12 protein-coding genes and 1 other RNA gene are annotated in these 16,833 nt (G+C 71.8%); 3 read left to right on the top strand and 10 right to left on the bottom strand.

The window, feature by feature from the left end:
• Nucleotides 1–28 precede the first annotated feature (28 nt).
• The 6 genes from CP983_RS26435 to ftsE form a co-directional block, all read right to left on the bottom strand.
• Complete coding sequence (locus CP983_RS26435; RefSeq protein ID WP_150502229.1) at nucleotides 29–1,321, bottom strand: hypothetical protein; 1,293 nt, start codon at nucleotides 1,319–1,321, stop codon at nucleotides 29–31.
• A 101-nt stretch (nucleotides 1,322–1,422) separates the two neighbouring features.
• Nucleotides 1,423–1,791, bottom strand: a transfer-messenger RNA (tmRNA) gene (gene ssrA, locus CP983_RS26430).
• Nucleotides 1,792–1,913: 122 nt separating this feature from the next.
• Entirely contained in the window at nucleotides 1,914–2,456 is a 543-nt protein-coding gene (gene smpB / locus CP983_RS26425; RefSeq protein ID WP_107905705.1) for an SsrA-binding protein SmpB, read from the bottom strand.
• A 59-nt stretch (nucleotides 2,457–2,515) separates the two neighbouring features.
• Entirely contained in the window at nucleotides 2,516–3,682 is a 1,167-nt protein-coding gene (locus CP983_RS26420) for a S41 family peptidase (protein ID WP_189749061.1), read from the bottom strand.
• A gap of 68 nt (nucleotides 3,683–3,750) precedes the next feature.
• The gene (ftsX, locus tag CP983_RS26415; RefSeq protein ID WP_150502227.1) at nucleotides 3,751–4,668 is read right to left on the bottom strand and encodes a permease-like cell division protein FtsX; all 918 of its coding nucleotides are present in this window, start codon (nucleotides 4,666–4,668) and stop codon (nucleotides 3,751–3,753) included.
• 36 nt (nucleotides 4,669–4,704) lie between these two features.
• Nucleotides 4,705–5,394 carry a cell division ATP-binding protein FtsE gene (gene ftsE / locus CP983_RS26410; protein WP_030952755.1) on the bottom strand — a complete coding sequence of 230 codons (690 nt, stop codon included), beginning with the start codon at nucleotides 5,392–5,394 and terminating at the stop codon, nucleotides 4,705–4,707.
• Between the two features lie 304 nt (nucleotides 5,395–5,698).
• Here ftsE and CP983_RS26405 point away from each other — a divergent pair, with 304 nt between their 5' ends.
• Entirely contained in the window at nucleotides 5,699–5,890 is a 192-nt protein-coding gene (locus CP983_RS26405; protein WP_030952754.1) for a hypothetical protein, read from the top strand.
• 108 nt (nucleotides 5,891–5,998) lie between these two features.
• Here the strand turns inward: CP983_RS26405 and CP983_RS26400 are convergent, their stop codons facing one another.
• From CP983_RS26400 to CP983_RS26385, 4 genes are all read right to left on the bottom strand, one after another.
• Nucleotides 5,999–6,601, bottom strand: coding sequence for an LPXTG cell wall anchor domain-containing protein (locus tag CP983_RS26400; protein WP_150502225.1), 603 nt, complete (start codon nucleotides 6,599–6,601; stop codon nucleotides 5,999–6,001).
• Between the two features lie 294 nt (nucleotides 6,602–6,895).
• Nucleotides 6,896–7,999, bottom strand: a complete 1,104-nt coding sequence (gene prfB, locus CP983_RS26395; RefSeq protein ID WP_030952750.1) for a peptide chain release factor 2 — start codon at nucleotides 7,997–7,999, stop codon at nucleotides 6,896–6,898.
• A gap of 171 nt (nucleotides 8,000–8,170) precedes the next feature.
• The gene (locus tag CP983_RS26390; protein WP_125526432.1) at nucleotides 8,171–9,412 is read right to left on the bottom strand and encodes a serine/threonine-protein kinase; all 1,242 of its coding nucleotides are present in this window, start codon (nucleotides 9,410–9,412) and stop codon (nucleotides 8,171–8,173) included.
• Between the two features lie 184 nt (nucleotides 9,413–9,596).
• Complete coding sequence (locus CP983_RS26385) at nucleotides 9,597–11,276, bottom strand: serine/threonine-protein kinase (protein ID WP_150502223.1); 1,680 nt, start codon at nucleotides 11,274–11,276, stop codon at nucleotides 9,597–9,599.
• A 369-nt stretch (nucleotides 11,277–11,645) separates the two neighbouring features.
• Between CP983_RS26385 and CP983_RS26380 the strand changes: the two genes are divergently transcribed.
• Nucleotides 11,646–15,266 (top strand): FHA domain-containing protein, encoded by a 3,621-nt coding sequence (locus tag CP983_RS26380; protein ID WP_150502221.1) that lies wholly within the window; start codon nucleotides 11,646–11,648, stop codon nucleotides 15,264–15,266.
• 186 nt (nucleotides 15,267–15,452) lie between these two features.
• Entirely contained in the window at nucleotides 15,453–16,832 is a 1,380-nt protein-coding gene (locus CP983_RS26375; RefSeq protein WP_107905711.1) for an ABC transporter substrate-binding protein, read from the top strand.
• Nucleotide 16,833: the final 1 nt, after the last annotated feature.

The following is a 16,833-nucleotide window of genomic DNA, read 5'->3' as shown; positions in this document are numbered from 1 at the left end:
GGAACCCACACCTCCGGTCACAGCAGTGTCACAGATCACTCCGGATGAACTGATCGATCTCGGAGACGAGGTACTTGCCGTGGCCGAACCGCTCCCCGAGGGCCTCGAAGCGGGCGTACCGCTCCGCGGTGAGAGGCATCCACAGCGCGATCAGAACCCGCAGGAACAGCCGGAAGCCGAGATCGGGATCGACCCGCGTGACGACCTGCTCCAGCGCCCGCGCCGCGTCGGCACCCGGCACACCCTGCCAGTGCGGCTGTACGGTCCTCGACGCCAACTCGGGCGCGAGGTCCCGCAGTTCACCGAGCACCTCGTCCGCCCCGGCCGTCCGCGCCGGCGCCGGTCCGGGGTCGTGGTCCGGCGCGACCTCCCGCAGCCGCTCCCGGCAGACCTCGGCGATCCGCTCCAGCCACTGCCGTACGTCGCCCCCGAAGCGGTCGGGCCGCAAGCCGCAGTCCGAGGCGGCCAGCCACAGCGTGGTGAGGGTGTCGTCGGACAGCGGCGAGGCGTGCAGCCGGGTCACGTCCTCCAGCAGCAGGGCGGCGGCTGTGCCCGGTGTCTGCCCGACGTCGTCGCTCCCGGCCGTGCCGCGGACGACTTCGAGCCGGGTGCGGTCGTGCCACTCCCCGGCGAACCGCGAGGCCAGCTCGGAGAGGCCGAAGTTCCAGGTGCCGTCGCGCCGATCGGTGTCGATGGGCGGCCAGTCGACCTCCAGGCCGTCGTCGATGACCGCGTAGCAGTACTCGAAGGAGTCGCTCAGCTCGACATACCGGTCGTGGCGCGCCTTGCCGACCCGTACGGAACCCGCCTTCAGGGTCCGCAGCAGCAACCGGAAGCCGAGATCCGCACCGGCCCCGGAGACGGCCGACCTGAGCGCCTCGACCACACCCGGCGCCGCTCGCGCCAGGTCCGCCTCGACCGCACCGACCTCGGCGAGCACGGCGTCGCGCATCTCCGTCTCCACCAGCACGGGGCGGGCGAAGAAGTCCGGGGTGATCGCGCTGATGTACTTCCTGTGCCGTGGGCGCTTCGGCGGTGGCGGCGGAAACGCCTCCGACCACGCGGTCAGCCAGGACCGCACGGTCATGCCCGCGCCGGCCGGATCGAACCGGCCCCGGTCGGCGGCCAGCCACAGCGTCCGAATCGTCTCGTCCGGCAGCCCGGACGCCAGCAGGCTCCGGGCGTCGACCCCGACCTGCTCGTCCCCCGCGGCATCGCCCTGCGGCACCGGCGGTCGTTCGCCCGCCGACCTCCCGGCGAGGCCGCTGAGCCCGAAATCCTCGTCGTACATGACGTAGTACGGCTCGTCCGGCTGCGTCATCGTCCCCCGTCCCGCGCGTTCTCGGCATGACGAAGGCCCCGCTGCCCGGAGGCGGCGGGGCCTTTGCCCACATGGGTTAGGGAGGTTCGGAAACCTCCCGATCGTGGAGATGGCGGGAATCGAACCCGCGTCCAACGGTGCAAAATCAGGGCTTCTCCGTGTGCAGTTCGCTGTGATTTTCTCGGCCCCGGCGATCACGCGAACAAGTCGCCGACGGGCCCAGTCACTGTTTGGTTTCCCTCTTCACCCCGTGACCGGGATCAAGGTTTAGTTCCCTAGCTGATGCCAGGATCCGGGTCGGGAACAGCCCCGGGCTGACACTTCGCAAGTCGCTACTTAGGCAGCGAGGGCGAAGGAATCGCGCTTGGTGTTGGCGATTATTTTTTGCGACATATGGTTTACGAGATCATTGCCGCTTCCTCGACACGCTTCCCCTGCTTCAACAGCCGCTGTCGAAACCGATCATCCCCATGTTGTTTTTTCAATCCTCCGGACACCCGGAGGGGCGCGCACCCTCTGTGAGGTGCAGTGCCATCGTACGTGACCAGCGCACGACGATGCCAGCGTATTCCCGGCGACCGCCCGCTGCCGCCTACTGGCCCCGCTGCTTGCGCTTCGCCGCCGCGATGGCACGGTCCGACTCCCGCCGGTCCTGCTTCTCACGCAGGGTCTGGCGCTTGTCCCACTCCTTCTTGCCTCGCGCGAGAGCGATCTCGGCCTTGGCCCGGCCGTCCTTGAAGTACAGGGCGAGGGGCACGATCGTGTGACCCGTCTCCTGCGACTTCGCCTCCAGCTTGTCGATCTCCTCGCGGTGCAGCAGGAGCTTGCGCTTGCGGCGCGCGGAGTGGTTGGTCCAGCTGCCCTGGTGGTACTCCGGGATGTGGGCGTTGTGCAGCCACGCCTCGCCCCCGTCGATCTGGACGAAGCCGTCGGTCAGCGACGTGCGACCCTCGCGCAGCGACTTGACCTCGGTGCCCATCAGCACCAGGCCCGCCTCGTACGTGTCGATGATCGCGTAGTCGTGCCGGGCCTTCTTGTTCTGGGCGACGATCTTGCGCTTGCCGCCCTTCTCGCCGTCCCTGCCCTTCGCGGCAGCGCCGCCCTGCTTGGGCTGGGACTCCTTGGGTACGTACATTCCCTTGCTCATAGTGCCGTCCATTTTCGCACTACGGAGGGGGTGCGCGGAAAGCCGATTTACGACTCTCCGAGCCCGCTGAGGACCGTCTCGGCCCGTCCCAGGACGCCGCGGTCGGCCTCCAGGTCGGGGGTGATGCCCTGCCCGTCGACGGTCCGGCCCGAGGGAGTGCGGTAGTGGCCCACGGTCAGCTCGGCCACGGAGCCGTCGGGCAGCCGGCTCGGCATCTGCACCGAGCCCTTGCCGAAGGTGCGGGTGCCCACGACGACCGCGCGGCCGCGGTCCTGGAGGGCTCCGGTGAGCAGTTCGGCGGCGCTCATGGTGCCGCCGTCGACGAGCGCCACCAGGGGCCTGCCGGTGTCGCCGCCGGGTTCGGCGTGCAGGGCGCGCTGGTCGCCGTCTACGTCGTAGGTGGCGACGAGGCCGCCGTCGAGGAAGGCGGAGGCGGCGGTGACGGCCTCGGTGACCAGGCCCCCGGAGTTGCCCCGCAGGTCGAGGATGATGCCGGAGCCGGCCGGGACCCGTCGCACGGCCTCCTGGACCGCGGCGCCGGCGCCCTTGGTGAAGGACGCGATGCGGATGACGGTGATGCCGCCGGCGATTTCCCGGGCGGTCACCGAGTCGATGGACAGCCGGGCGCGTCGCAGTGTGAGGTCCCACGCGTGCGTGCCGCGTTCCATGCCCACCTTCACCGGCGTGCCGGCGGGCTCGTCCCTGGCGTCACCCCTCAGTAAGGCGACGACCTCGGTGACCGGACGCCCGTCGACCTTCTCCCCGTCGACGCTGCGCAGCCGGTCGCCCGTGCGGATCCCGGCGGTGGCGGCGGGCGACCCGGCCCGCACCTTCGACACCTCGATACGGCCGTCGCGCTCGCGGCGGGCCCACAGCCCGACGCCGGTGTAGGCGCCGTCGAGGGCCTCCTCGAACTCCTCGTACTCCCCCTGGGAGTAGACGGCACCCCAGCGGTCCCCGCTGCGGCTGACCGCGCGTTCGGCGGCCTCCATGGGGGACTTGCCGTCGGCCATGGCCTTGGCGGCGGCCTCGGCGACCTCCTCGTGCCGGCCCGCGGAGGCGGCCGAACGGGACGCGCCCTCCGGGGATTTCCGGTCAGGGCCGGGCAGCGAGCCGGTCGCGGCACCGGCGACGAGCACGCTCGCGAACACCAATGTCAGGGCGGCCCCGCGGCCGAAGCGGCGGGGCTGACAGAACAGGTCACGACCTGACATGCCGGTGAGTCTAGGACAACGCAATGGGGCCGTACGGCGCCTTGCCCGTACGGCCCCATTGGCGTTGGTCACACCTTCAGGTACTTGCGCAGCGCGAAGAACGCCGCAAGCGCCGGCATCAGCAGGCTTGTCGCGAGGATGAGCGGCAGCTTCGTCAATACCGCGTCCCAGCCGATGAAGTTGATCAGATTCAGCTTCTCCGACAGGGCCAGGCCGTGGTCGATGATGAAGTACCGGGCGACCACCAGGAAGCCACAGGCGACCGTGCCTCCGATGAGCCCGGCGACCGCGGCCTCCATGATGAACGGGGCCTGGATGTAGAAGCCCGAGGCGCCGACCAGCCGCATGATGCCGGTCTCCCGCCGCCGGCTGAAGGCCGAGACGCGCACGGTGTTGACGATGAGCATCAGCGCGACGACGAGCATCAGCGCCATCACCGCCCGCGCGGCCCAGTTCATGCCGTTCAGCAGCCCGAAGAGGTTGTCCAGGATGCCCTTCTGGTCCTGCACCGACTGCACGCCGTCGCGCCCGTCGAAGGCGGTGGCGATGACCTGGTACTTCTCGGGGTCCTGCAGCTTGATCCGGTACGACTCCTGCATCTGGTCCGGCGTCAGCGAGGCGGCCAGCGGCGAGTCGCCGAACTGCTCCTTGTAGTGCTTGTACGCCTGGTCCTGGGACTCGTACGTCACCTTCTGGACGACCGTCATCTTGCCCAGGTCGGCGAGGATCTCCTTCTTCTGGTCCTCGGTGACCGCGCCCTTGGCGCAGTTGGGGTCGGACTCGGCGTCGCTCTTGTTGCAGAGGAAGACCGAGACGTTGACCTTGTCGTACCAGTAGCCCTTCATCGTGTTGACCTGGTCGCTCATCAGGAGCGACCCGCCGAACAGGGCGAGCGACAGGGCGACGGAGACGATGACGGCGAAGGTCATCGTCAGATTGCGGCGGAGACCGACACCGATCTCGGACAGTACGAACTGGGCGCGCATGGCGTCTCTTTCAGGCCTTTCCGTGGACGGGTCGGGTCAGTGCTGGTAGCCGTAGACGCCGCGTGCCTGGTCGCGGACGAGGCGGCCCTTCTCCAGCTCGATGACGCGCTTGCGCATCTGGTCCACGATGTTCTGATCGTGCGTGGCCATCACGACCGTCGTACCCGTCCGGTTGATCCGGTCGAGCAGCTTCATGATGCCGACGGAGGTCTGCGGGTCGAGGTTGCCGGTGGGCTCGTCGCAGATGAGCAGCTTGGGCCGGTTCACGAAGGCGCGGGCGATGGCCACCCGCTGCTGCTCACCACCCGACAGCTCACCGGGCATCCGGTCCTCCTTGCCGCCGAGCCCGACGAGGTCGAGCACCTGCGGCACGGACTTGCGGATCTCGCCGCGCGACTTGCCGATGACCTCCTGGGCGAAGGCGACGTTCTCGCCGACCGTCTTGTTCGGAAGGAGGCGGAAGTCCTGGAACACCGTCCCCAGCTGGCGGCGCATCTGCGGCACCTTCCAGTTGGAGAGGCGTGCGAGGTCCTTGCCCAGGATGTGCACCTGTCCGTGGCTGGCCCGCTCCTCGCGGAGGATCAGCCGCAGGAAGGTGGACTTTCCGGAGCCGGAGGACCCCACGAGGAACACGAACTCGCCCTTCTCCACTTCCAGGGACACATCCCTGAGTGCGGGGCGGGTCTGCTTGGGGTAGACCTTGGAGACGTTGTCGAATCGGATCACGGATGCACCACGGGTCGCCGGGGGTAGATGAGCGTGACCATACGCGAGTCGGAGGCGGGGGCGCAGTCGCCGGAAGGGGTTGCGTAAGGGTTGTGCCTATTTATGCCGGATCAGGTGACGCCCTGAAAGGGGCGCGGGGAACTGCGCGACCAGCCACATGGCGCCCGTGGCCGCGAGACAATGACAACCACCCTTCCGAGGGCGCCCGCGCCCTTTGCAGGGGAACCTGGCATTGTGGAAGGGGGAACGTTCTCGGGGCTGAACCCGTTGAACCCCCCGGAGGGACTCGCAAGGAGGGTGGCGCATGACGTACGACCGGCTGGTGTGCGCGAACTGTGCCGCGCCCGTGAGTGAGGGCCGGTGCCCCGTCTGCCGGGCGAATCGCGAGCGGCTCCAGCAGGAGAACCCGTTGGCGGGCCTGAACCCGATGACGCTGATCGCCCTGCTGGCGATACTGATCGCGGCGGTGGCCCTGCTGGCGCACCAGACCGCCTAGGGCACCGCACACACCTAACGCGGACATGACGAGGGGCCCGGAGCGAAGCACGCTCCGGGCCCCTCGGCCGTACGACGTCAGTCACACGGCGTGGACGATCGGCTACCGTCAGGCAGCCGCACCGCCGCGGCCGCCGGCGAGGCGCGGCAGCACACGGAAGCCGATGCCACCGGCGATCATGGTGGCGGCGCCGACCAGCAGGAACGTGGTCTGCGCGGCACCGGTCTCGGCGAGCTCGTCGCCGCCGCCCTGGGCGGAGGTGCTGGCGCCGGTGCTGTCGGTGCCGGTCTCGGTCAGGGAGGAGGAACCCTCCTCCTGGGCGGAGGCGCCACCGTCGGGGTCGGTGTTGTTGCCCCCGCCGTTGTTGCCGTTCCCGTTGCCGTTGCCGTTCCCGCCACCGTTGCCGTTACCCGGGTCGGTCGGCTCGGTGGTCGGCTCCTCGGTGGGCTCCTGCGGCTCCGTCGGCTCCTCGGTGGGCTCCGTCGGGTCCGTGGGCTCCTCGGTCGGGATGTCCGTAGGAATGTCCGTCGGGATGTCCGTCGGCTCCTCGGTGGGCGGGTCGGTCGGCTCGTCGTCGCCGATGCAGATGCCGAGGAGGCAGTCCTCCGCCTCCGCGGCAGAAGCGGCACCCGCAGCGGTCAACGAGGCACCGGCCGCGATGACGGCGCCGGCCGCGAGGCGCGCGATACGGATCCGCGTCTTCTTGGTCATGTGGTTGCTACCCCCAGTAGCCGAATCGTCAGTGAGACAGCGCTCAGGGGCAGGCCGTGATCGACGGAGGTAGCGGAACAAGAGCCCCCCGGTTCACATGCGCCCCAGAGATACGCATGCCACGCTTTACCCTTCCCATTTTTCAAGTCTTCGTCAAGGCCGTTGCGCGCGCGATGTCCAACTACGGGCTCTTTGCCAGGGGTTGGAACCTGTGAGTGTGATGTAAAACCCAGACATGCAGGCACAGAAAAGGCAACTACCGCCGTGACGGCGGCAGTTGCCTTGTCGACAAACTTACTTCTCCTGCTGCTTGCGCCAGCGAATTCCGGCTTCGAGGAAACCGTCGATCTCACCGTTGAAAACGGCCTCGGGGTTACCGACTTCGAACTCCGTGCGCAGGTCCTTGACCATCTGGTACGGGTGCAGGACGTACGAACGCATCTGGTTGCCCCAGGAGCTGCCGCCGTCCTTGAGGGCGTCCATCTTGGCCCGCTCCTCCTGGCGCTGCCGCTCCAGCAGCTTCGCCTGGAGGACGTTCATGGCGGTCGCCTTGTTCTGGATCTGCGACCGCTCGTTCTGGCAGGAGACGACGATGCCGGTGGGGAGGTGGGTCAACCGGACCGCGGAGTCGGTGGTGTTGACGCCCTGACCGCCGGGACCGGAGGACCGGTACACGTCCACGCGCAGCTCGGACTCGTCGATCTCGATGTGGTCGGTCTGCTCGACCACGGGGAGGATCTCGACGCCCGCGAAGGAGGTCTGGCGACGCCCCTGGTTGTCGAAGGGCGAGATGCGCACGAGGCGGTGGGTGCCCTGCTCGACCGAGAGGGTGCCGTAGGCGTACGGCACCTGCACGGCGAAGGTGGTCGACTTGATGCCGGCCTCTTCCGCGTACGACGTCTCGTAGACCTCGGTCTTGTAGCCCTTCTGCTCAGCCCAGCGCAGGTACATCCGCTGCAGCTTCTCGGCGAAGTCGGCGGCGTCGACGCCGCCCGCCTCGGCGCGGATGTTGACGAGCGCCTCACGGGCGTCGTACTCACCGCTGAGCAGCGTGCGGACCTCCATCTCGTCCAGTGCCTTGCGGACGGCCGTGAGCTCGGACTCGGCCTCGGCACGGGTGTCCGGGTCGTCCTCCTCCTCGGCCATCTCGAAGAGCACGGCGAGATCGTCGATCCGCCCCCGCAGCGCCTCGGCCTTCCTGACCTCGGCCTGGAGGTGGCTCAGCTTGCTGGTGATCTTCTGCGCCTCGTCCGGGTTGTCCCACAGGGACGGCGCGGCCGCCTGCTCCTCGAGCACGGCGATGTCTGCCCTCAGCTTGTCGAGGTCCAGAACGGCCTCGATCGACTCCATGGTCGAGGAGAGGGACTTGAGCTCTTCGGATACATCGACGACTGCCACGCCTCCAGCGTAACGGCTCCGCCAAGCGGCGAGGTCCGGGTGCTGTCGGCACGGGGTCACCGGTGTCCTGGCACACGTACCAGGGGGCTCCGCCCCCTGGACCCCCACCGGCCCTGAAGGGGCCTTGTCCTCAATCGCCGGACGGGCTGAATCGCGTCCGGCCTCCCGAGGCTATGGCGTCGCCGGGGCCGTGTTGTTCGTGTCCTGGGGGGTCGCTCCCGCGTCGTCCTCCGACGTCGCCAGCCACGCCCCCACGCCCGCGGCGGCCGCCAGCACCACAGCGGCCGCCCCCAGGGCCACGCGGCGTCGCCGGGCCACCGCCCGGTGGCGGGCCGAGCCCGGACGCGGGGCGCCCGCGGGCCTGGGCACCCGGGCCGTGCCGCGCGCGCCGCCGGCCAGCTCGTCGGGTGCCGGGACCCTCATCGACGTGTGCGTGTCCCGGTTGGAGTCGGCGGGCTTCGCGCCCGGTACGAGCGGTACCGCGCCCCGCCGCCGGACCCGCTCGCCCTGCGGGGCGGCCTCCTCGGCGGCCGGAGCCTCGTCCTCGGCAGGTTCCGCGTCGGGCTCGTCCACGTCCAGCGGCGGCATCCCGGTGACCAGCGGCAGCAGCTCCCGCAGCCGGGTGCCGAGCTCCGAGGCCCGCAGGCGGGATGCGGGGGCCTTCGCCAGGCACTGCACGAGCAGCTGCCACAGCTCGTCGGGGATGCCGGGGAGCGGCGCCACCGTCTCCGTGACATGGCGGCGCAGCACCGCGCCGGGGTGACCGCCGCCGAACGGCGTGAAGCCCGCCAGCAGCTCGTACAGGACGGTGGCGAGGGCGTAGATGTCGACGGCGGCGCGGGGCGGCAGGCCCTCGACGATCTCCGGCGCCAGGTAGTCCGGGGTGCCGATGATCTTCGTCGCGCGGGTGCGGCGGGGCGAGTCGATGAGTTTCGCCACACCGAAGTCGGTCAGCAGCGCCGGGTGGGAGCCGCCGGGGCCGAGCGGGCCCTGCATGTCGAGCAGGACGTTCTCGGGCTTGACGTCGCGGTGGACGACCCCGGCCGCGTGCGCTGCGGCCAGCCCGTCCGCGATGTCCGCGACGATCGCCACCGCGGCCTCCGGCGCGAGCCGGCGGTCCCGGTCGAGCCGGGTGCGCAGGTCGGTGCCGCGGACCAGGTCCATGACGAGCGCGAGGTCGTTGCCGTCGACGACCAGGTCGCGCACGGAGACCACGTTCGGGTGCTCGAGGCCGAGCAGTGCCGTGCGCTCCTGGACGAAGCGTCCGACGAGTTCCTGGTCGGACGCGAGATCCTCGCGCAGCAGCTTGATGGCGACGGGCCCCTCGGGCCCCTCGCCCAGCCACACCGTGCCGGCGCTGCCCCGCCCCAGGATCTGGTTGGCGGTGTACCGGCTGCCGATCTTCCGTGCCAAGACTGCTCCTACCGACGCGTGTTGTCGCTGCTGCGTCATTCCGGGGGACGACCCCCGGACCCCCAGCCGACAATCTCCCGGGAACCCCGGTCGACAAAACTACGCCGACGACAGACCAACCTTCACCGCCGAGGCGGAAATCACCCGCCAGATGTCGACAAATAGCCAACCTGGCCGAGGCCGGTCAGTTGGTTCCCGAGCCTCCGCCGCTGCTGCTGCCGAGGTCGCCGATCCAGCCGGTCACGGTGCTGAACCAGTCGGAGAGCTGGTCCCAGTAGCTCTTGCCGGTGCCGATCCACTCCTGCAGCGGGCTCAGCTCCCAGATCAGCCAGCCCGCGACGAACAGGATGACGATCGTGAACAGACAGCCCTTGAGGCAGCCGAGGCCGGGGATCCGCATCGGGTTGGCGCCGCGCTGGCGCGGCTGACGCGGCTCGCGCTGCGGACGCTGCGGCTCCGGCGTGGGCGGCGGCGCGTACCGCTGGGGCTGCTGCTGCGGCTGACGCTGCGGGGCGTACTGCTGCGGCTGGTGCTGCTGCGGGTGGCCGTAACCGCCCTGCTGGCCGCGCTGCGGCGGGCGCTGCTGCGGCTGCTGCGGGCGGGCCACCTGGCGCTGCGGGCGGCGGCGCAGCGGGTCCTGGTTGGGGTCGAGGTACTGGACCTGCGTCTGTTCGTTGCGGTCCCGGGCGGCGCGCAGCTGGTTCTGCCAGGGGTGCGGGTCCTCGGGGCCGGGGCCGCCGGGCTGCCCCTGCGGCATCGGCGGCATGACGGCCGTCGGGTCCGCGGCGCCGGGGCCGCCGGTGTGCGGCAGCACCGCGGTGGGGTCGGCGGCGCCCGCCGGGCCGGGGGCGCCGGTGTGCGGCATGACGTTGGTCGCGGCGTTCGGGTCGAACGAGCCGGCGCCGTGCTGCATCACCTGCGTGGGGTCGGCCGAGCCGGGCACGGTGGCAGGCGCCGGGTCCGGGGCGAGCAGTGCGGCGACGCCCTCGGCGGCGGCGATCTGCGCGGAGTTCGCGTGCACGCCGATGCCCTCGGCGACGACGCGCAGGCCGCGGGCGAGGTTCTCGGCGCTGGGCCGTTCGTCGGGGTTCTTGCGCAGGCAGCGTTCTATGACGGTCCACAGCGGGTCGGGGACCGTGGAGGGGCGGCGCGGCTCGGCGCTCAGGTGCTGGTGCAGCACCTCCAGGGCGGAGCCGCCGCCGAACGGCGGACGTCCGGTGACCAGCTCGTACATGAGGATGCCGGCGCCGTAGATGTCGACGGCGGAGGTCTGCGGGCGGCCCTCGGCGGACTCGGGCGCGACGTACGCGGGCGTGCCGACGAACTCGTGCGTGCGGGTCAGGCCCGGGGAGTCGGCGAGGCGCGCGATGCCGAAGTCGGTCAGCAGCGGGTGCATCTGGCCGCCGTCCTGCCGGAGCAGGACGTTGGCGGGCTTCAGGTCCCGGTGGACGACGCCGTCGGCGTGGCTCGCGGCCAGCGCGTCGGCGATCTGGGCCGTGAGCAGGGACGCGGCGACTGGGGTGAAGGGGCCGTTCTCGCGCAGGTAGCGGTGCAGGTCGGGGCCCTCGACGAGGTCCATGACCAGGGCCAGCAGCTCGCCCTCGACGACCAGGTCGCGGACCCGGACGATGTTGGGGTGGGTCAGCCTGAGCAGGACGGACCGCTCGCGCAGGAACCGCATGACGATGTCCGCGTCACTGGCGAGCTCTTCCTTGAGCACCTTGATCGCGACCGTCTCGCCGGGCTGCCCCGGCACGGCCGCCTCGGCACCCGCGGTCTCCCGCTGGCGGGCTCGCCAGACGGTCCCCGTGGCGCCACGACCGAGCGGCTCCTCGAGGAAGTACTTGCTGCCTACCGGCCGCACGTCGCGCTCCCTGCTGCTTGTCTACGTTCCGACCCACTGTAGTGCCGTACCCGGGGGCACCGGCCTGTCCTCTTTCTGTGCGTCTTACGTACGACTTCCCGTACATGTTCGAAGGAAAGACGCTCGGCTCTGTCTCGTGGTTGCCGCAAGCGGACGTGACCGATCTCAAGCGATCGCCCGCAGGTCAACTGTCAGGCACTTTTACGGGCAGAGCCGACCAATCAAGATCACTTGCCTTCGGTCGGGGGGCGCGTTGTCAGTGGCAGGTGCGAGGATGCGTGGAGTACTGGCCGAAGTGCTCGTGTGGGGTGGGGAGATCCATCGGACGGGCCCTGGTCCGCGCCCGCGCAGAAGGGACCGCTGACGCCGATGCAGATCCGGCTGACCGTCGTAGACCCACTGGCACCGCCTTCTCCGGCGCGTGGTCGCGCCGCGAGCTGCGACGTACTGGTCACGGCACCGGCCGGCACGGCCCTGGCCGCGGTGGCGTCGGCGCTCGCCTCGTCGGTGGCCGGCGACGCGGGCACCTCCCGCGGTGCGGGCACCTCCCGGCCGAGCGGGTTCGAGGGCGCGAAGGAGACCGAGCGCGGCGGCGGCCCGGTCGTGCTGTACGCGGGCGCGGAGCGGCTCGACGACCGGCGCAGCACCCTCGGCGAGCCCCCGCTGACCGACGGCGCGGTGCTGTCCCTGGGCGCCCCGGCGGCCCCCGAACCCCACCCCGAGCTCGACGACGCCCCGACCCAGCTCCATGTGGTGGCGGGCCCGGACGCGGGCGGTGTCCATCTGCTGCACGGCGGCGAGATCCGCATCGGCCGCTCCGCCGACGCCGACGTCCCGCTGGACGACCCGGACGTCTCCCGTCTGCACTGCGCGGTCACGGTCGCCACCGACGGCCGGGTCTCGGTCGCCGACCTCGGCTCGACGAACGGCACCACGCTGGACGGCGCCCGGCTGACCACCCGCCAGGTGCGGTTCGCGCCGGGTGCCCTGCTGCGGATCGGCGAGTCGGCCCTGCGGCTGACCCCGGCCGGCGGTCCTGGCGCGCGGGTGCGGACGGAACCGGACGGCGAGGGGCACGTGCGCGTCCCTGGCGGCGACGGCGATTCCGGCGCCCGCCCGCCGGTGCCCGCGGACCCGGCGGTGCGCCACACACGCGTGGCGGACGGCGGCGACCCGGCCGCGCACTCGGCCGACCGGTCGGCCGCTCAGGAGCACGATCCCGTCGAGCCGCCGATCGTCCCGCTCCAGGGCGGCGCCCCGCGGATCGAACGGCACGGCGGAGCCGGCAGGACGCTCCCCGGACCGCGCGGCGGCGACACCCACGGCGCGGGCTTCGGTCCGGGCGCGTTCGGCGACGACAGCGGCCCTTCCTCCCACACGGCTCCCACGACCGCCGGGGCGGTGCTCCCCGAGAACACGGCGGGCGGCACCCGTAAGGGCACCCCGCTGCGCGGCACCGACGTGCCGCCGGGCGTGCGCAGGCGGGGCGGCCTCTCGGCGTGGGCGCGCCGGCTGGCCGGCGGCCGCCCCGAGCAGGGGGCGGAGCCGGACGGGACGTACGACGACGAACCGGTGGCGGAGTCCGGGCGGCCCGCGGCGGCCGACGGTCCCCGGCAGCCGGAGACCTGGCCGGACCCGGCGTCGCTGCTGCTGACGGCCCTGGGCCCGGGCCCCCGGCTGTGGGAGCGCTCGCCGGGTCACGCGGAGGCGCTCACGGTGCGGCTCGGCACGGCCGACCGGACGGCACCCGACGGCTCGGGGCTGCTGCCGGCCGTGCCGGTGACCGCCGATCTGCGGGAGGTCGGGGCGCTGGGCCTGGCAGGTCCGCGCGAGCGGCTCGCCGGGCTGGCCCGCGCGGTGCTCGCCCAGCTCGCCGCACTGCACTCCCCCGATGCCCTGGAAGTCGTCCTGCTCAGCGTGGACCGGGCCCGCCCCCTGGAGGAGCGCACCGCCGAGTGGGCGTGGCTGGGCTGGCTCCCGCACGTCCGCCCCGGGCACGGCCAGGACTGCCGCCTGCTGCTGGCCTACGACCGCGAACAGGCGACGGCCCGTACGGAGGAGCTGCTGCGGCGGCTGGAGGACATGACGGCGGAGCCGGCGACGCGGGGCGGGGGCGCCGTGGCGGCGGTCGTGCCGGACGGCCGGATCCCCGGTCAGCGCGGGGACCGGCGGCCCTCGTGGGCGCGGGACGACGACGCGGCCGACGTGACGGGCGGGTTCGCGGGGCCGTACACCGTGGTCGTGGTGGACGGCGATCCCGGGGGCTCCGACGTGCGCGAGGCGGTGGCGCGGCTGGCGCACGAGGGGCCGCGCGCCGGAATACACGTCGTGTGCCTCGCGGAGACGGCCTCGGCGTCGCCCGCGTCGCCGGTGACGGAGACCTACGAGGCGGCGTGCACCGTGTCGCCGACGTTCCGGGAGTGCGGCGCGGTCGCGCTGCTCAGCGGTGACGTGGCGACGGCTCTGCGGCTGATGCGCGTGGCTCACGGCGGGACCGGCGAGCAGGGCGCCGCGGGCCGCGACCACGTGGAGGACGGCGGGGCATGGGACGACACCGCCCAACGGCAGGACCCATCCGGCACCGCCCAGCGGCAGGCCCCTACAGGTAACGCCCAGCAGCGCACCCCTTCCGCAGGGGCCCAGCACGCCGCTTCCGGAGCCGGTGCCGCCCAGCAGCACGCCTCCTCCGGTGCCGCCCGCGGGCCGGTCGGGCACGGCACCGTAGCCGCGGTGGACGCCGTCTCGCTCGCCTGGGCCGAGCGGTTCGCGCGGGCGCTGGCGCCGTTGCGCACGGAGGGCGGCTTCGGGGAGCGGCACGCGCGCGTGTCCGTGCCGTTGCCCCAGGCGGCACGGCTGCTCGACGAGTTGGGGCTGGCGCGGGCCACGCCCGCGTCACTGATGGCGCGGTGGGCCGACGCGGCCGACGACCCCCAGGCCCTCGGCGGGCGCGCGTGCGCCGTGCTCGGGGCGGGACCGCGCGGCCCGGTCGGCGCGGACCTCGGTGCGGACGGGCCGCATCTGCTGATCGAGGGCCCGCCCGGCAGCGGGCGTACGGAACTGCTGCGGGCCGTTGTCGCGTCGCTCGCGGCGGCCGAGCGCCCGGACCGGCTGGGCGTCGTCCTGATCGACGGCCGGGACAGCGTCGGCTCGGGCGGCAGTCACGGCGACGGGCTGCTGGCGTGCACCGACATACCGCATGTCACCACCCATCTGACCGCCAACGACCCGGTCCGGATGCGGGAGTTCGCGCAGTCGCTGAGCGCCGAGCTGAAGCGGCGGGCCGAGCTGCTCGGGCGGTCCGACTTCGCCGAGTGGCACACGGGGCGAGCCCTGTCGGGCCGTATGGTCACGCAGCGCGCGGCGGCGGCCGGTGCCGTATCCGGCAGCGGTGACCACACCGGGGACCTGGACAGCCCGCCCAGCTCCACGATGCGGCTGCGGCCCGGAGCGGGGCGCCGGCAGGCAGAGGCGGTGCCGCCGCTGCCCCGGCTCGTGGTGGTCGTGGACGACCTGGACGCACTGGTCTCACCCGCGTTGGGCTCACCGGGCAGGCCGGCCGCCGGCTCGGTGATACGCGCGCTGGAGGCCGTGGCCCGCGAGGGCGAGCGGCTCGGGGTGCACCTGGTGGCGGCGACGGCGGCCGGAGGCCGTACGGCGGAGTCGGAGACGGCCCGTCGGGCGACACTGAGGGTGACGCTGGACGCGGTGGCCGCGGGGCCGGACGAACCGGCTCCGGGGCGCGGCCGGTTGGCGTGGGCGGACGGACGGGTGCTGCCGTTCCAGGGCGGCCGGGTCACCGGACGCATTCCGCGCACGGCGACGCTGCGGCCGACGGTCGTGCCGCTGGAGTGGCACCGGATGGGTGATCCGCCGGCCCGGCGTCAGGTGCGGGAGCTGGGGAACGGCCCTACGGATCTGGCGTTGCTGGCCAGTGCGGTGGAGCGGGCGGCGCGGGAGGTCTCGGCGACCGAGGTGCCGTCACTTCTGTGACGCGGCCCGGCGTGTTCCGGCCCGTTCCACGTCCCGGAGCGGGGTACAAGGGTGCCTGGTCACGAGGCGGTCACGATCGCCCACTTGACAGCGGACGTGGTCTTGCCGACCCCCATGGCAGGGCGTAGACCAGATCGCACGGGACAGCGCTCGAACGTTCGACGAGGCACGAAGAACGGGGCAGTGATGCGCAGCACGAGCAGCAAGAACCGGACACACAGGGCCGCCAGGACCGCGGCAGCCGTCTTCGCGGGCGCCCTCGCACTCTCCCTCACCGCCTGCGGTGGGGACGACAAGGACAACGGCAACGAACAGGGCGGCTCCGGCGAGGAGTCCGCGAGCACCGTCACCCTTCCCAAGCTGGACGGCGAGTCCCTCGAGGTCGCCGCCGTGTGGACCGGTGCCGAGCAGGCGAACTTCAAGAAGGTCCTCGCGGAGTTCGAGAAGCGCACCGGCGCCAAGGTCACCTTCGTGCCCGCGCAGGACCCGATCATCAACTTCCTCGGTTCGAAGGTCGCGGGCGGCCAGCCGCCGGACGTCGCGATGCTTCCGCAGCCCGGCGCCATAAAGCAGGCCGTCGAGAAGAAGTGGGCCAAGCCGCTGGGCGCCGACGCGGTGAAGGAGCTGCAGCAGAACTACTCACCGGGCTGGCAGGAGATCGGCAAGGTCGACAACAAGCAGTACGGCGTCTACTACAAGGCCGCCAACAAGTCCCTGATCTGGTACAACGCCAAGGTCTTCGAGAACGCGGGGGCTGCCGATCCCAAGACGTGGGACGAGCTGCTCACCACCGCGCAGACCGTCTACGACTCCGGTGTCACGCCGTTCTCGGTGGGCGGCGCGGACGGCTGGACCCTCACCGACTGGTTCGAGAACGTCTATCTCTCCCAGGCCGGTCCCGAGAAGTACGACCAGCTGGCGAAGCACGAGATCAAGTGGACCGACGCGTCCGTGAAGGACGCGCTCACCACGCTCGCCCAGGTGTGGGGCAAGAAGGACTACGTGGCGGGCGGCGCCGACGGCGCGCTCCAGACGGACTTCCCGGCCTCCGTCACCCAGGTCTTCACCGGTGGCGACCAGCCGAAGGCCGCCATGGTCTACGAGGGCGACTTCGCGCAGGTCAACATCGTCCAGGCCAAGGCCGGGGTGGGCACGGACGCGAAGGTGTTCCCGTTCCCGACCGTCGGTGACACCGCGCCCGTCGTCTCCGGCGGCGACGCGGCCGTCATCCTCCAGGACTCCGAGGCCGCGCAGGCCCTGGCGACCTGGCTGGCCTCCCCGGACGCGGCGACGATCCAGGCGAAGCTCGGCGGCTACCTCTCGCCGAACAAGAACGTGGAGAACTCCGCGTACCCGAACGAGGTGCAGCGGAAGATCGCCAAGGCCCTGATCGATTCGGGCGACGACTTCCGCTTCGACATGTCCGACCAGGCCCCGCAGGCCTTCGGCGGCACGCCCGGCAAGGGCGAGTGGAAGGCCCTCCAGGACTTCCTGAAGAACCCGTCGGACGTCGCGGGCACCCAGCAGAAGCTGGAGGCCGACGCGGCCGCGGCGTACGGAAACTGAC

It is taken from the genome of Streptomyces chartreusis (assembly GCF_008704715.1).
GTDB classification, from domain to species: domain Bacteria; phylum Actinomycetota; class Actinomycetes; order Streptomycetales; family Streptomycetaceae; genus Streptomyces; species Streptomyces chartreusis.
Note: the sequence above shows the minus strand (reverse complement) of the source record. Positions and strands in the feature narration are given on the sequence as shown.

Coding starts and splice junctions, on each gene's coding strand:
- CP983_RS26435 (WP_150502229.1), bottom strand. CDS start 1,321: ATGACGCAGCCGGACGAGCCGTACTACGTCATGTACGACGAGGATTTC.
- smpB (WP_107905705.1), bottom strand. CDS start 2,456: ATGTACGTACCCAAGGAGTCCCAGCCCAAGCAGGGCGGCGCTGCCGCG.
- CP983_RS26420 (WP_189749061.1), bottom strand. CDS start 3,682: ATGTCAGGTCGTGACCTGTTCTGTCAGCCCCGCCGCTTCGGCCGCGGG.
- ftsX (WP_150502227.1), bottom strand. CDS start 4,668: ATGCGCGCCCAGTTCGTACTGTCCGAGATCGGTGTCGGTCTCCGCCGC.
- CP983_RS26405 (WP_030952754.1), top strand. CDS start 5,699: ATGACGTACGACCGGCTGGTGTGCGCGAACTGTGCCGCGCCCGTGAGT.
- CP983_RS26400 (WP_150502225.1), bottom strand. CDS start 6,601: ATGACCAAGAAGACGCGGATCCGTATCGCGCGCCTCGCGGCCGGCGCC.
- CP983_RS26380 (WP_150502221.1), top strand. CDS start 11,646: ATGCAGATCCGGCTGACCGTCGTAGACCCACTGGCACCGCCTTCTCCG.
- CP983_RS26375 (WP_107905711.1), top strand. CDS start 15,453: ATGCGCAGCACGAGCAGCAAGAACCGGACACACAGGGCCGCCAGGACC.